The sequence below is a fragment of the Paenibacillus sp. Cedars genome (genome assembly GCF_003184205.1).
Lineage (GTDB): Bacteria > Bacillota > Bacilli > Paenibacillales > Paenibacillaceae > Paenibacillus_AQ > Paenibacillus_AQ glucanolyticus.
In genome coordinates, this window is record NZ_CP020866.1 from 2,058,376 (window position 1) to 2,073,418 (window position 15,043).

Genomic DNA, 15,043 nt, shown 5'->3' on the forward strand with positions numbered 1-15,043 from the left:
TGAAGGAGGCTCAAGGCCATACACCATGAAATATGCAAACCTGATATTTGAGGTTATGAAGCAGGTGTACCGTGTTTCTCCACGCATGTTCTCAAGGGCCACTGTTATTTATCTGGCTCAGGCCTTCTTGCCTGTAGCACAGATCTATATTACGGCTCAAGTCATTAACGCTGTTACGGGTGTGCTGACCCGTGGTGAAACGCCTCTTAGCGCACTGTATTGGTTGGTTCTTCAGTTGACGGTCATATTGCTTGGAATCGCGCTGAGCTCCTTTCAAAAGTATACGGAACGCAAGATGAACGCGTATGTATCGTTCTGGTTTAATCTTCAAGTATCCGAAAAATTGAGCAAGCTTCCATTCTTGTTCTTTGAATCACCGGAAAGTTATGACAAGCTGCAGAGAGCACTTCGCAATCTGAGCATATGCGGCATTAACATGGTGTTCTACATATTCTCCATCATTCAGAGTGTCATTACGCTTGCGGGATTGCTTGTGCTGCTGTTCAGCTTCCATTACATATTGCCCATCGTGATGCTGCTTCTGATTATTCCGCTGCTGGTCATCCAGAAGAAGGAGGGGGCTTCCCGCTTTATAGTCATTCATCAGCAGACTGCTTCGTCAAGGATGGCGGTGTATATGAACCAGCTGCTGCAAACCAAGGAAGCGGCGAAGGAAATTCGCTTGTTTGATGCCAAGGATTTTTTACTGAGCAGATGGAGGGATATCTATTTCAAGAACACGTATGAGATGCTGGGTGTTGAGCGGAAAAATATGAAAAATCGCCTTGTGGTGGAGTCCGCGGTTACGGTATTTTCATTTTGCATTCTGGCTGTATTCATATGGCTGGGCTCCCGCGTCAAATTGACGATTGGCAGTTATGTTGCACTCTATCAAGCGGTGCAGGATACGCGTTATTCCATACAAAATATTAGTCAGAACATGGGACAGATCTACCATGACGGTCTGTTCATTCATGAATTGTTTGAGTTTCTGGATACGCCCGTACCACAGCAAAGCAAAGAACTGCCGATGGCCGGGCAGCTGTTTCAAGGCATTGAAGTGGATCGTGTTTCTTTTCGTTATCCGAGCCAGGAACGGAATATCCTTGACGATCTGTCCATTCGCATAAAGCCTGGTGAAAAGGTAGCCATCGTGGGTGAAAACGGTGCGGGTAAGAGCACCCTTGTCAAGGTTATGCTGGGGTTGTACGAGCCAACCAGCGGTGAGGTGCGTTACAATAACATCCCGATTCATGATTATGATCCCACGAGCTTCCGCAGTAAAGTGACGGCAGTGTTCCAGGATTTCTACCGATATGAATTGACCCTTGGAGCGAACATCACGCTGCAGGAGAGTGAGACGGATGATTGGAAAAGCGAGCGCCAATTGACTCATGCCATCGATAAGGCATCGATGACCTCGCTGGTCAATTCACTCCGTGATGGGGTGTCAACACAGCTGGGCACGCGTTTCTCGGGCGGACGTGAACTGTCGCAGGGACAATGGCAGAAGGTAGCGATTGCCCGCGCATTTTACCGGGATTTCGAGGTAATCTATCTGGACGAGCCTACGGCTGCGGTAGATCCGCTCACGGAGTCTGCTATATTTGAGAACCTGATGTCCATGACGGAAGGGAAAACCGCCATCTTCATATCTCACCGGCTGGGCAGCTGCCGACAAGCGGATCGTATTCTGGTCCTTAAGGATGGAAGGATCGTTGAAGAGGGAAGGCATGAGGAGTTAATCGAGCAGGACGCGCATTATGCCGAGATGTTTAACAAACAGGCACAGTGGTACCGGTAGCACCCGGTTTCCTAACGAAAGCGAGCTGATCAAGGGTTTATTCTTGGTCGGCTTGTTTGTTGTTTGGGAACAACATCATGGGATGTACGATACTATACAAGTATAAAGTATGGATCGAAAGGATTGAAATACTCCGATATTAGAGGGATTTTGCGTCCGAATCTCGAAATTAAAACGGATACAAGCAGTCTGGAGGCTAGAATATGAAAATGTAATCCCCGTTAATCTATGTCAAGTTCAAAACGATGAATCAGGGGGAGAGTATAGGATTATGGATAAAAAAACATGGATTGTGGAAGCAACCATTTCGGATATGCAGGATGCATTGAAACAAGGCTGGATCACTTCAGCGGAGCTGGTTCAATTGTACCTGGAGCGGATCGAGCTGTACGACGGACAGCTTCACTCGATTCTGGAGGTGAACCCGGACGCGCTGCAGATCGCCCAGGACCTGGATCAGGAACGCAGCGCCAAGAAAGTCAGGGGAATGCTGCACGGAATTCCAGTTCTGCTGAAAGATAACATAGACACAGGAGACAAGCTGCATACAAGCGCCGGCTCTATCTCGCTTGCGGACTCTTATGCAGCCAAGGACTCCTTCGTTGCAGAGAAGCTGCGCCAGGCTGGTGCCGTCATTCTTGGAAAGACCAACATGACCGAATGGGCCAACTTCATGTCAGCCTCCATGTGGGCTGGGTATAGCTCGAGAAAAGGACTTACCTTAAATCCATATGGTCCGGGTGAATTGTTTATTGGAGGTTCAAGCTCCGGTTCCGGTGCAGCGGTAGCGGCGAATTTGGCCGCGGCGGCTATCGGGACGGAAACCTCGGGATCGATTATCAGCCCATCCAGCCAGAATAGTCTGGTTGGAATTAAACCGACAATGGGTCTGGTTAGCCGCTCGGGTATCATTCCGATCACCTATACGCAGGATACAGCAGGCCCAATGGCCAGAACTGTCGCGGATGCCGCTATTCTGCTTGGTGCCATCACCGGGGCTGATGATCAGGACGAAGTCACGAACATAGATCCTCAGCATCGGATCAAGGATTACACCGAATTTCTGGATGCTGGGTATCTGAAGCAGGCCAGAATCGGGATTCCCCGACACTACTATAAGCATCTCGATCGGGATAGACTAGAGATTGTAGAATCCGCCATTCAAGTGCTGCGGGAGCAGGGAGCTGTCATAATCGACCCGGTCGATCTGCCATGCCAGAATACGAAATGGGATGCCAATGTCCTCCGCTATGAGTTTAAGAAGTACGTGAATGATTATTTGGCAAATGTGGATTCTTCGCTGCCGGTTCACTCATTGGCCGACGTAATCGCTTATAATGAGGCACATGCCGACAGGGCCCTGAAATATGGTCAGGGCACGCTGATTTGGGCCGAGGAAACCAGCGGTACATTGACCGAGCAAGAGTACCTCGAGAGCAGACAGAAGAACAGGGAGATGGCAGGGACCCGGGGCATTGACCAGGTTTTGCAGGAGTTCCAGCTGGATGCCTTGCTGTTCCTGGGTAATGAATATGGACCGGATCTGGCAGCCAGAGCAGGCTATCCTTCGATTACCGTTCCTGGAGGTTACGCGGAGAATGGCGTCATTGCTCCGGGCGGTTACATGACGAAGGGCCCTCAGGGCATTACCTTCATCGGAACGGCTTATAGTGAGCCCGTGCTAATCAAGCTGGCCTATGGCTTTGAACAGGCGACGCGACATCGCGTAGCGCCAAAGCTTTCATCCCAGTCATCAGAGTAAAGAGAGGTGAAGCTCCATCATGCCGCGCAATTTGGTGCATGTTCCTTACGGCTACGAACCCCCGAAGCCGGCAACCAAGGGAACATTAATATTTTACGACTCCTTCGAACAGGTACAGGAGGATCTGGAGCAGGCTGTAGCCATTCTGGAAGAACGGGCGTTTTCAAAATTGGTGCTGTATCCGCTGCATGAAGAGACGGTAAGACGGATGTTCAAGGAGCCGGTGAGTCCTTATTACAAACGGGAGAAACGGCTTCAGGAATGGGTCGGGGAGCGTGAAGACTCCTCGGTTGTAATTGAAGCTTTCGAGTCGAAACGAAAAAAGTACACGCCAATCGATACTGCGCTTCGTCATCTGGTCGAGAAATACGGAAGCCCGCATTTTCTTGTTTTGACGCCTGAGGTGGCTAATGTGTTTGCGTCTTTTTCTTCATTTGAGGAATGGATTGTGAAGCTGAGGCTGATTCTGTTGTCCGAGCCTCCATACTTGCATCCGAGATTGGAGAAATTCCGCCATTGATGGGATATAGCGGGTGAGCCGCAGGAAGGATAGTTGGACATGAAGATGCCCGGCCGTAGACAATCTACAGCCGGGCATTCTTTTTTCTATGTAGTCGAATCTCGAATTCCGATATACGGTTCAACACAAGCCAGGCTCCACGCCAGTTTAGCCTGAGTCACATGAAAAGGACTGCACCCCTGGGGAACAGTCCTATGTTAATCCGCATGCAGACCGTTAAGCCTCATCGCTTTAGGTCCCTACGCGGGTAAGTTTGCTTATGATCTTGCGCACGCTTTCTCCTGACAGGAAGTAGGTCCGTTCCAGTTCTTCAATAGACCTTCCTTTGCAGTAAGCGCGATACATTTCTTTGTTGCGACTTTCGATGCGTTGTTTGGAACCGCTTAACTCTCCCCAGCCGGCTCTTTGCTCGCTCTGTTTCGGTATGTAGAGTAATTCTCCATCTATATACTGTTGAATTTGCTGCAGCAGCTCGGGGGGAAGCACTTCTCTTCCGTTCTTGTAATGGCCCATCGATGCCCTCCTCTTTCTGTATACATATTTAAGCTATCGCTGAGTTTCAAAACAATTGCATTGATCATGCTTGCCCTCCTCCTTTCGTGAAATTAGTTTTTTTAGGATTTTTTTGGATTTTAAAATAGATATAGGGAGCCCGCAGCGGGCTCCCATTTAACGGATATTCGCTTTACGCGAATACCACCTCACGGATCTGAATCATTTCAATCAGCCTCCTTTCAGCTCATTTCGTCGGCCCGACTTCTATATTAAGCCATATGTAGGTGGAATTATGCAAGAGATAAAACAATATTAATTGTTTTTTACCAAAATTAATGGGGTGAAATATCGGGCTGGCTGAGGATGCTGGATGAGGGATTGGATGGTATGTGACTGGATTATATAATATAGTTACTTCAGAATGCAAAAAAAAGAAGGAGTTCTCGTGTATGTCCAATCAGGATCCGCATATTCAGGAATTGATTACGCTGAAGACGATCGCAGAAACCTTGAACGAATCCAATGAGCTGACCCCGATGCTGGATGTTGTCATAGGCAAGCTGTTGGAGCTGACAGGACTTACGACCGGCTGGCTGTTCCTTGTGGATGAGCGGGGAACGTATGAATTTGTAGCGAATCGAAATCTGCCGCCTGCACTGAGCCGGGAGGATAACGAGCCTATGAGATGCGGCAGCTGCTGGTGCTTGGAGCGCTACGATGATGGACGCCTGAAGAATGCAGTCAACATTCTAAATTGCAAACGTCTGGATAACGCGGTTCGATATCAGTGGGGTGACACGGAAGGCATTACCCACCATGCAACGGTTCCGCTGCGATCCGGCAGCCGCAGGTTCGGTGTGCTGAATGTGGCAGCGCCCGGGAAGCTGCATTTTTCCAAAGAGGAATTGGCGCTGCTGGAGTCGGTTGCATATCAGATTGGCAGCGCCATTGAGCGCATGCGGCTGTACGCGGCCGAGCAGCGTCGAGCGGATTTGTTCGTCCGGCTCGGGGAATACAGCAGCGCTCTCGGTGCCTATGCTTCACAAGCCGTTAACCGGGCTGAGTTAACAGAGCAGGTGATGAGTTTAATGGGCCGATATTTTGATTGGCCGGTCGTCGCGCTGCTTGAGCCGCTTGAAAAGGAAATCACACTCCGCGCACTATACAGCGAGGGAAAAACAACGCTGCCCCATGCCAAATTTCCACTCGCCGAGATGGCACGTCCCCACCCTAACGATAGGAAGCGCTCAGGAGGAGATCCGGTCTGCGCAGAAGATGCGCAGCGGCTGGCAGACCAGCTCGTTCAGGAAGGCTGGGTCTCATCCCTGACCCGTGCTGTGGCTACCGCTGTCACTGTCGCCGGAGACTCTTCACTCGGCCTGCTTCTGGTGGGTTATGATCAATACGGCGATCAGTACCGGGCGGATATCGAAGTAATCGAGGCTTTGGCTGAACATATTGGCTTGACCCTTCAGCGTGTCCGCCTCGAAGAGAACCGGCGCGAGCTTACCCGGATGGATGAACGAAACCGCCTCGCACGCGACCTGCATGACTCGGTAAGCCAAACCTTATTCTCGCTGGTGATGATGTCCAGGGGAGTGGGCGGTATGCTTGCAGCGGAATCCAACGGTCAAACAAGCTTGCTGCAGGATACGATTCACGACATACAGTCATTATCACAAAGCGCCCTCAAGGAAATGCGGGAGCTGATTATGCAGCTTCGTCCGCCAGGGCTTGAGGAAGGGCTTGTGACAGGTCTTAAGCAATACGGCGAACGCTTGAAGCTTCATGTGCGTTCACATATCAGCGGTATTCACGAGCTGCCGAGGCTAATAGAAGAAGCCTTATGGAGGATCGGCCAAGAGGCGCTCAACAATGTAAGCAAGCATGCGGATACGAAGGAAGTTACGGTAGCTTTAACCCTGCATGATGGTGAAGTGGAACTTCGGATTGAAGATCGCGGGCGAGGCATTACCAAACAACGATTGAGCGAGCTCACAAGACACTCCATTGGACTGTCCAGCATGCGGGAACGGGCCGAATCACTGGGAGGACAATTCCGTCTATATAGTGTGTACAGAGGAGGAACCATCATTGAGGTTACGCTGCCTTTGATGTTGAAATCAACAGAGAATGGAGGTGATATGCGATGATCAGATTGTTAATTGCTGACGATCACGCCATGGTACGCCGGGGACTGCAGGTTTTTCTGGCTACGCAGCCGGATATCGAAATGGTGGGTGAAGCCGCCAATGGCGAGGAGACCTTGGAACGGGTGGTTCATCTCAAGCCGGATGTTGTTTTAATGGATCTGAACATGCCTGTGCTGAATGGAATCGACACGACCGCACGGCTGAAAAAAGAACAGCCTCACATTAAAGTGATTGTACTGACCTCTTTTGTCGATTACGACCATGTTCTGCCCGCCATTCGGGCAGGCGCACGAGGTTATCTCTTGAAGGATATTGAACCGGAGGAGCTGGTAGCTGCCATCAGACGCGTATTCCAAGGCATGGTCGAGCTGCATCCGGATGCAGCAGGACTGTTAATGACACACGTTACATCACCCGAAGGAGCGGAGGCGTCCAGCGGGCCAGGCAGGCAGGAAGAAGCCGTGCAGGAGCTGGATAAACTCACCCGCCGGGAGCAGGAAGTGCTGCAGCTGATCGCTTCGGGCATGAACAACAGAGAAATCAGCGAAGCGCTGTATATTACCGAGAAGACGGTCAAGACCCATGTCAGCCATCTGCTTGATAAGCTGGGTGTCGCCGACCGGACACAGGCGGCCATCTATGCGCTCAAGCACGGAATCGTATAAAAGTTTACTTTACATAGTGATCGTATCTAAGACTATAGTTGTAGAGCCCTCAGCCTAAGGTTTGAGGGTTTTTGCACGTGAAATCACTCCTTGTGATGACGAATTCCATGGCTTGCCTCCTATACAATGTACTTAACAAATCACTCGACAATCTAAAAGGGAGGCAGTGCTATGAAAATCGTGATGATCACAGGCAGCAATCGCAAGGAAGCAACCAGTACCGTTTTGGCAAAAGCTTTGGAGGGGCAATTGAGGCGGTTGTTCGTGGAAGTAAACCTGTTCAATCTGTATGAAAGCCCGCTTCCGTTCTATTCGCCGGACGAAATATTCAACCGTCATGAGGGCGTGCGTGAGCTGCAGCGGCTGTTAATGGAGGCAGACGGCATTATTTTGACAACTCCCGAATATCACGGTGGAATGAGCGGGGTGCTTAAGAACGCGCTGGATCATATGGGACAGATGCATTTCTCAGGCAAGCCGGTTCTATCCGTAAGCTCGGCGGGCGGCGCAGTAGGTGTGAGTTCACTGCAGCAAATGCAGGCTACCATTCGCAATCTGCATGGAATTAACAGTCCGGAATGGATCTCCATTGGTGGCTCTCAGCGTGCCATTTATGAAAACGAATCGGCAGAAGGTACAATTGTGCTGGATTACCGTGCCAAGGAAGCCCTTTCCATCTTTATGGAGCTGGTCAAGAAAGTCAGCGGTAAAGAGGAGGCTTTTCCATCGTGATTACACATTTTGCCGGATTGAAATTGAAGACCCTATCCATTCAGGGGGTGAAGCAGTTCTATCATGGACTGCTTCACTTCCCCATCACGCGGGAAAATGAGGTCGAGATCGAATTTCAGCCTACACCTGATTTTTCACTTGTATTCGAAGAAGTGTTCGAACCCTTATCCCCGGTTCATATCGCGTTTGAAGTCTCCTATTCCCGCTTCAACTCTACGATTCAGCAGCTCGCAGAGCAGCTGCCACTGCTGCAATGGCCCGACGGCGAGGTGGTTGAATGGTTTGATTCCGGTGTGAACGCGTATTTCAAAGACGGCGATGGCAATCTGCTTGAATTTATAGCCCATCACGACTTGAAAGAAGGGGTTCTGACTCCGAATGGCCCTTACGGTGTCCTGTATTTGCGGGAAGTGGGATTGCCTGTAGAGGATCCGGTAGCCGCTAGATTATGGATGAAACGGACGTTGGGACTAACGATTGCCAAGGACTCGGAGCAGTTTGCATTTGTTATTGGGGGAACGGCCCATGCGGTTGTCGTGTCTACCAAGCGCAAATGGATTCCAATCGCGATGTATGCGCTGGCACCGTCGTTAGATTTAACTTATGGGGTTACGGATGATCGCTTTCTGGATCGGGTTCGCTCCTCATTGGATCGCCGGATCATCGTGTCGGATAACGAAAATGGTCTGCAGTTTAGAATGTATGGCTACAATATTCGTTTGAAGAAAACGAGTTTGCCCAAGGATATTGCATCCAGGCTGAATTTGCCGGACACGAGTGAAGGGAAGGGAGACGACATGGACATCAGCGACCAATATTTGGAGGATGGACTCACGGCACTAAGCCGCGGGGGTGAGGTGGGTTGGTTTGAAGGACATGTCGGCGGGGCGTATCTGGCGGCTTATTACATGCAGAAGGAGCATAATCTTCCGCAGGACGTGCGGCAGGGGCTGGCCGCCAATTGCCGGCACTTGCGCAGTCAGCATGAGGATTGGTTTGAGCCCTATCCATCGGAGCTGGCTAAGCCTGAATTAATGGATCAATTGGTAGAAGGATTGCTGCCGAACCTGACAAATCTGAGCACCTCCGGGCATGGGGTGACCCTCGGAGTCCTCGGCCTTAAAGCGCTGCGGGACCGGCCGGATCTGCTGACTCCGTCTATCGTCAGGGGCCTGCTCAAGCTGATGGAAGATGCAGCGCATGAGCAAAAGCTTGCCAGGTATTATGGGATTGAGGATTATACCCGGCAAAGTCTGCCGGAACTCTCGTTCAATGACATACCACCTTACCAGGATGCGTCTGACTTGGCCTCCCGTGCCCTATCGGAGCTGCAGCTGGTGCTGCCGGATCAGCATTATGAGGGCAAGTATTACTTTTTTGCAGGAGAGCTTGAACACGGCATTACGCATGCCCATGCGCTTATTGAACTGGAAAGGCTCGGATACACCCAGCTGGCCAGGCTGGGTCAAGGCAACCACCAGCGGCAGACGATATTGAACCGTCTGAGACCGCAAGAACTCGCGCATCAGGAAATTAAGGTATCGGATGAAGCTTCGATCATGGATTCGTCCTATTGGAGCGGGCTCTATGAAGATCCTCACGCAATCAAAGTGCCCTACGCTGCACTGGCGCTGCTCCAGTATGTGCCGCAAGGTCGAAGAGTGGAGCTGGAACGCGATGTGTGTAAACTGCTCTCCTTGATGAAGTAGGACGAAGGTTATTTTGACAATGGTAAAATATGGTGTTAGGCTGAATAGAGTTGTCTAGAATCTGAAACATTTGTGCTTAAGGCATAAGAATTGGAGGGTATCATGAAGGTTGCAATTGTGGTAGGAAGCATCAGAAAACAGTCGTACAATATGAAGCTTGCAGAATATTTGAAGCTCCGTTATGCGGATCAGATTACATTCGAGATCGTTGGCATTCGCGATTTGCCGCATTACGATCAGGATGTGGAGCTGGATCCGCCTGCGGTGGTCAAAGATTTCAAGGAGCGGATTGCAGCAGCTGATGCTGTGTTATGGATAACGCCGGAGTACAACTACTCCATACCTGGCGTGCTTAAGAATGCACTGGATTGGTTATCCCGCGTCGATAAGGTCATGAACGGGAAGCCGTCCTGGATCATGGGGGCATCGATGGGTCAGCTTGGCACGGTTCGTGCTCAAGAGCATCTTCGGGATATCCTTTTTTCCGTCGGCATTACGTCACCACTGCTTCCCAATAATGAGGTATATATCGGTGCGGTACATGAGAAGATGGATGAGACCGGTAAGCTGATCCATGAACCGACGATTGGTTTCATCGATATCGTGGTGAACAACTTCATAAACTGGATGAACTCCCGCAAATAATGCTAACGTATGAAGCCCTTTGGCAGTTGCCTGCCGAGGGGCTTTTCCTGTATATTCTCCTCATATCCATGAAATGTGAAAGAAAGGCGAATTTGCTTCGGACGGGGGAGGCTTCGATTGTATACAATCCTTATTGTGGACGATGAACCAATTGTGAGGGAAGGAATTCGAAACCGGATTCCGTGGGCAGAGCACGGCTTTGAATGTATTGGAGATTGCGAGAACGGCCGTGATGCATTGGAAGCTGTGAACCGGCTTCAACCGGACGTCGTGTTGACGGATATTCATATGCCGTATATGGATGGTCTGGAATTATCCCGACATATTACGCAGCAGCACCCCAAGACCAAAATTATCATTTTGACCGGGTTTGACGATTTTGAATACGCCCAGCAGGCCGTGAAGCTGCAGGTGACGGATTTTATTTTGAAACCGGTTACATCCGCGGAGTTAAGAGAACTGCTGGATAAACTGAAGCTGGAAATGGATGAAGAGCGCGGACATGCAGAGCACCTGAAAAAACTCCGGCAGCAGTTGAACGAAAGCCTGGTTCTCCTCAAGGAACGTTTCCTGGAGCGACTGGCAACATCTCCGATGAAAATCACGGAGATTGAGAACAAGCTGACGTATTTTGAAATTCCACTCCATGGCCCGTGTTATATAGCCATGCTGGCGGATATGGATGAACTCCGTTCTGATGAAGGGTGTGTGGATCATGAGCTGCACGCTTTTGCCTTATACAATATCACTCAGGAGATATTAGCGGAGGAGCCGGGAGCAGCGGTCTTTCGGTATAAGGAGAATAAAGTCATGACTATTCTGTCCGGTCTTGGCGAGGAAGAGCTGTACGCAAGGGCACAAGAGCTGGCAGAGGAAATTCGCGTGTCTACGAAACGATTTATGAAATTCACCGTTACCTTAGGAATAGGAACGATCTGCTATCAGCTTCATGCGATACGTTATTCCTGTCGTGCCTCAGAGGCTGCGCTGGAATATCGGCTCCTGATGGGCCATGATCAGGTGGTCAGCATTACGGATCTCGAAAAGCGGGAGACCAGCCCGCTGCATGACGGGAGTGAAAATGAAGCAGCGCTTATAGCCGCAATCCGTGCAGGAACTGCGAATGAAGTGGAGGCGTGCATCAAGCGTTTGATCAGCGAAATTGGAAGCGCTTCAATATCGATTGAGCTATGTTATGTGAGAATTGTACGGGTCATGCTGGCCGTACTTCAGACCCTAACGGAAATCGGCAGCAACGAGAACGAGTGGGTTGGCATGGAGAAGAGGCTGCTATCCGATTTATACTCATTTCGTTCCCTCGATGAGATTGAACGCTGGCTGCAAGAAGTGTGCGAGCAAGCTTTACGGGACGTAGCCAAGACGAGGAAGGATATTACACGTTCGCAGATGCTGGAAGCGGTGAATTTCATTCACCAACATTATGAGGATGCCCAGCTATCGATTAAGTCGGTATCCAGCCGAATCTTCATGAGCACAAGTTATTTCAGCTCCTTGTTCAAGGCTCATACGGGGAAGACCTTCGTTGAATACGTAACGGAAGTTCGAATGGAGAAAGCCAAAGAGCTGCTGAAGCATTCGCCGATGAGAACCTATGAAATTGCGGCAAGGTCCGGCTACCTGGACCCTCAATATTTTAGCGTGCTGTTTAAGAAGCATACCGGAGTTACCCCCACGGAATACCGGAACAAAATGACGATGGATGGAACAAACTCATGAAATCCTCGCAGCGGATCAAGAGCATTCAGTCCCGCATTGCCAGCTCGTTTGTGATGCTGGTGCTGTTTACGGCACTATTGCTTATTTTTATCTCCTATCGGTTATCCGAATCAGCTGTTCGCGAAACGGCGGAGAGTTATACCTCCGAGCTTATCAATCAAGTGAATGCGAACATCCAAACCTACATTACGGGCATGAAGGACATTTCGCTTGCGACCATGAACAACCCGAACGTGAGGGAATATCTTGCCTCTTCCGAGGAATTGCAGCCGGCTGAATTAGCCCAACTGAAAGCGAAAATATCGGAATATTTCCATTCCATCCGGGTCTCGCGCAAGGATATAGCTTCGATCAACATCTTCGGCGAGGGCGGGACCTTCATTTCCGATCGGATGAATGCAGAGTTAAATCCTTATATTGAGGTTTCCGAGCAGCCCTGGTATCGGCAGGCACAGGAAAACAAGGGGCAGACGGTCATATCGTCGTCGCATGTGCAGCCGGTCATCAAGGGAGAATACCGCTGGGTTGTATCGCTCAGCCGAGAGCTCAGCGGCATTACCCCTACCCAAGGGCTTGGAATCCTGCTGATTGACCTCAATTTCAAGGTCATCAACGACATGCTCAGCAAGCTCGATCTGGGCAACCGGGGTTATGTGTTTGTGATTGACAGCCAGGGGAGGATTGTATACCACCCTCAGCAGCAACTGCTCTACAGCAATCTGAAGACGGAGCGATTGGAACAGGTGCTTCAGGACAAGCAAGGGGCATTTGTTGTGAAGGAGGATGGTGCAAGCCGGATTTATAGCATTAAGGACACGGATTTCGGCTGGAAAATCGTCGGCGTCTTTTACGAGAATGAGCTGGTGGATAATAAGAAGCAGATGCAGCTTTCTTTTGCCGTAGCAGGATTGTTATGCCTCGGGTTAGGCGTGCTGTTCTCTGTTGTCATCTCCCGCAACCTGACCCGGCCTATCAAGAAGCTTCAGGAGAAAATGATGGAGGTGGAGAAGGGGAACTTCGATATCCGCGTTCCTGTCGGGCACTCCAGAGAAATCTCCGGCCTGGCCCGCAGCTTTAACGTGATGGTATCCAAGGTCAAAGAATTGATGAGGCAGATTATGGTCGAACAGGAGTTTAAGAGGAAAAGCGAATTGAATGCCCTTCAGGCCCAAATCAATCCCCACTTTCTGTACAATACACTCGACTCCATCATATGGATGGCCGAGAGCAAGAAGCATGATGAGGTTATTCTGATGACATCGGCTTTAGCTCGTCTCTTCCGGGCGTCACTAAGCAAGGGGAAGGAATTGATACCGATTGCCACGGAAATGGAACACATTACGAATTATTTAAAAATACAGCAGATGCGATATCAGGATAAAATCCGGTATACACTTGATATGGATCCGGAGCTTTATTCTTATCTCACGCTAAAAGTACTGCTGCAGCCGCTTGTGGAAAACGCTATCTATCATGGCATCAAGAACAAGGAAGGCCCGGGAACGATCACCATCACGGGTGCGCATGAAGACCATATGATCGTATTTCAAGTCATGGATGACGGCATCGGAATGGATGAGGCCAAGGTGGAGACCCTCTTAACGTCCAGTGGTGGGAACCAATCGAGGAATAGCGTTGGGATTGCGAATGTCCATCAGCGGATTCAGTTATATTTCGGTGCGGATTATGGCCTGAGTTATACAAGCGAGCCTGGTGCGGGGACGTGCGTAAAGCTGCTCATTCCGGCTATTCATGCGGAGGAACGGCGGGAAAAGGAGGGGGAACTGCCTTGAAGTCCTACTTGAGCATGCGTTATATTGTGATGCTGCTGATTCCTGCCTTGATAGTGGGTTATGCCATTCTTCAATGGTCTAAAGATGAACCCCGGCCCAAGAAGATCATTGTCGGCGTCAAAGCCGTGGAAGAGATCGAATTCTGGAGAGTGCTGATTGAAGGGGTAAACACGGCTTCGCGTGAATTCGGCGTGGACGTTTCGGTGGTAGGACCTCCTCGTGAAATTCAGGTTGACCTGCAAATCCAAATGCTGCAGGAAGCCATTAAGCAGCCGCCGGATGCCATCGTAATGGCCGCAGGCGATTATAACCGCTTGGTCCCCACTGTGGAGTCGATTCGAAAAGCAGGTATTCCGCTGATCATGATTGATTCTGCCGTAAATGGTGATTATGCACAGAGCCTGATCGCTACGGACAATTTCAATGCGGGGCAAAAGGCTGCTGTGGAGCTTGCTGAACGGCTTCCGGTAAATGCCAAGGTCGCTATCGTCAGTTTCGTTCAGGGCACCTCAACGCAGATCGAGCGGGAACAAGGAGTTCGAAGTATACTGGAGCAGCGTGAAGGCACTGAGATTGTCGGCACCTATTACAGTGAGGGCATGGAGGAGAGGGCCTATGAAATCACGATGGAGCTCCTGCGGGAGCGGCCTGATTTGGATGGAATCGTAGGATTGAATGAGCCTTCCACGGTTGGGGCGGGCAGGGCGATTGGAGAACAGGGACTGGTCGGGAAGGTGAAACTCGTTGGTTTCGACAGCTCGATCAAGGAAGTGAAGCTGCTGGAAGAGGGAGTTCTCCAATCTACCATTGTTCAGAAGCCGTTTAGTATCGGTTACTTGGGGATAAAAACAGCCGTATCCCTTATCGAAGGGGATAAGGTGTCTCCTAATGTTTATACGGACTCCGTAATTATCAACAAGGACAATATGTATACCGAGGAAAATCAGAAGCTGCTCTTTCCCTTTGTGGAGGAGTAGCTTCTTTTTTTGAGCTTATGGATGGATCGTAGAATATTCAACATGGAACAG

General features: G+C 50.1%; 12 protein-coding genes. 11 read left to right on the forward strand and 1 reads right to left on the reverse strand.

Annotation, left to right across the window (positions count from 1 at the left end; genetic code table 11):
• Positions 1 to 25: 25 nt before the first annotated feature.
• From B9D94_RS11305 to B9D94_RS11315, 3 genes are all read left to right on the forward strand, one after another.
• Positions 26 to 1,804, forward strand: coding sequence for an ABC transporter ATP-binding protein (locus B9D94_RS11305; RefSeq protein ID WP_148247028.1), 1,779 nt, complete (start codon positions 26 to 28; stop codon positions 1,802 to 1,804).
• Between the two features lie 271 nt (positions 1,805 to 2,075).
• Positions 2,076 to 3,566: an amidase family protein gene (locus tag B9D94_RS11310; RefSeq protein WP_148247029.1), complete on the forward strand. Its 1,491-nt coding sequence runs from the start codon at positions 2,076 to 2,078 to the stop codon at positions 3,564 to 3,566.
• A 19-nt stretch (positions 3,567 to 3,585) separates the two neighbouring features.
• Positions 3,586 to 4,086 (forward strand): hypothetical protein, encoded by a 501-nt coding sequence (locus tag B9D94_RS11315; RefSeq protein ID WP_148247030.1) that lies wholly within the window; start codon positions 3,586 to 3,588, stop codon positions 4,084 to 4,086.
• Positions 4,087 to 4,317: 231 nt separating this feature from the next.
• Here B9D94_RS11315 and B9D94_RS11320 read toward each other — a convergent pair whose 3' ends face one another.
• Positions 4,318 to 4,599, reverse strand: a complete 282-nt coding sequence (locus B9D94_RS11320; RefSeq protein ID WP_006211013.1) for a CD3324 family protein — start codon at positions 4,597 to 4,599, stop codon at positions 4,318 to 4,320.
• 431 nt (positions 4,600 to 5,030) lie between these two features.
• Here B9D94_RS11320 and B9D94_RS11325 point away from each other — a divergent pair, with 431 nt between their 5' ends.
• The 8 genes from B9D94_RS11325 to B9D94_RS11360 all read left to right on the forward strand — a co-directional run bounded on the left by B9D94_RS11325 (position 5,031) and on the right by B9D94_RS11360 (position 14,992).
• A complete protein-coding gene (locus B9D94_RS11325; protein WP_148247031.1) occupies positions 5,031 to 6,734 on the forward strand; it encodes a GAF domain-containing sensor histidine kinase in 1,704 nt (567 codons plus the stop codon).
• Complete coding sequence (locus B9D94_RS11330) at positions 6,731 to 7,399, forward strand: response regulator (protein ID WP_148247032.1); 669 nt, start codon at positions 6,731 to 6,733, stop codon at positions 7,397 to 7,399. The genes B9D94_RS11325 and B9D94_RS11330 overlap by 4 nt, the downstream gene beginning before the upstream one ends.
• A 171-nt stretch (positions 7,400 to 7,570) precedes the next feature.
• Positions 7,571 to 8,131 (forward strand): NADPH-dependent FMN reductase, encoded by a 561-nt coding sequence (locus B9D94_RS11335; protein ID WP_063479910.1) that lies wholly within the window; start codon positions 7,571 to 7,573, stop codon positions 8,129 to 8,131.
• Positions 8,128 to 9,840, forward strand: a complete 1,713-nt coding sequence (locus B9D94_RS11340; protein WP_148247033.1) for a VOC family protein — start codon at positions 8,128 to 8,130, stop codon at positions 9,838 to 9,840. Before B9D94_RS11335 ends, B9D94_RS11340 begins: the two co-directional genes overlap by 4 nt.
• Before the next feature lie 102 nt (positions 9,841 to 9,942).
• On the forward strand, positions 9,943 to 10,485 hold the full coding sequence (locus B9D94_RS11345) for an NADPH-dependent FMN reductase (RefSeq protein ID WP_006211008.1): 543 nt from the start codon (positions 9,943 to 9,945) through the stop codon (positions 10,483 to 10,485).
• Positions 10,486 to 10,602: 117 nt separating this feature from the next.
• Positions 10,603 to 12,222 (forward strand): response regulator, encoded by a 1,620-nt coding sequence (locus tag B9D94_RS11350; protein ID WP_148247034.1) that lies wholly within the window; start codon positions 10,603 to 10,605, stop codon positions 12,220 to 12,222.
• Complete coding sequence (locus B9D94_RS11355) at positions 12,219 to 14,015, forward strand: cache domain-containing sensor histidine kinase (RefSeq protein ID WP_148247035.1); 1,797 nt, start codon at positions 12,219 to 12,221, stop codon at positions 14,013 to 14,015. Before B9D94_RS11350 ends, B9D94_RS11355 begins: the two co-directional genes overlap by 4 nt.
• Entirely contained in the window at positions 14,012 to 14,992 is a 981-nt protein-coding gene (locus B9D94_RS11360; protein WP_148247036.1) for a substrate-binding domain-containing protein, read from the forward strand. Before B9D94_RS11355 ends, B9D94_RS11360 begins: the two co-directional genes overlap by 4 nt.
• The last annotated feature ends 51 nt before the right edge of the window (positions 14,993 to 15,043 follow it).

Excerpts from the sequence above, each read along its gene's own strand:
- B9D94_RS11335 (WP_063479910.1), top strand. The coding sequence starts at position 7,571 with ATGAAAATCGTGATGATCACAGGCAGCAATCGCAAGGAAGCAACCAGT.
- B9D94_RS11330 (WP_148247032.1), top strand. The coding sequence starts at position 6,731 with ATGATCAGATTGTTAATTGCTGACGATCACGCCATGGTACGCCGGGGA.
- B9D94_RS11320 (WP_006211013.1), bottom strand. The coding sequence starts at position 4,599 with ATGGGCCATTACAAGAACGGAAGAGAAGTGCTTCCCCCCGAGCTGCTG.
- B9D94_RS11305 (WP_148247028.1), top strand. The coding sequence starts at position 26 with ATGAAATATGCAAACCTGATATTTGAGGTTATGAAGCAGGTGTACCGT.
- B9D94_RS11310 (WP_148247029.1), top strand. The coding sequence starts at position 2,076 with ATGGATAAAAAAACATGGATTGTGGAAGCAACCATTTCGGATATGCAG.
- B9D94_RS11355 (WP_148247035.1), top strand. The coding sequence starts at position 12,219 with ATGAAATCCTCGCAGCGGATCAAGAGCATTCAGTCCCGCATTGCCAGC.
- B9D94_RS11325 (WP_148247031.1), top strand. The coding sequence starts at position 5,031 with ATGTCCAATCAGGATCCGCATATTCAGGAATTGATTACGCTGAAGACG.
- B9D94_RS11345 (WP_006211008.1), top strand. The coding sequence starts at position 9,943 with ATGAAGGTTGCAATTGTGGTAGGAAGCATCAGAAAACAGTCGTACAAT.
- B9D94_RS11315 (WP_148247030.1), top strand. The coding sequence starts at position 3,586 with ATGCCGCGCAATTTGGTGCATGTTCCTTACGGCTACGAACCCCCGAAG.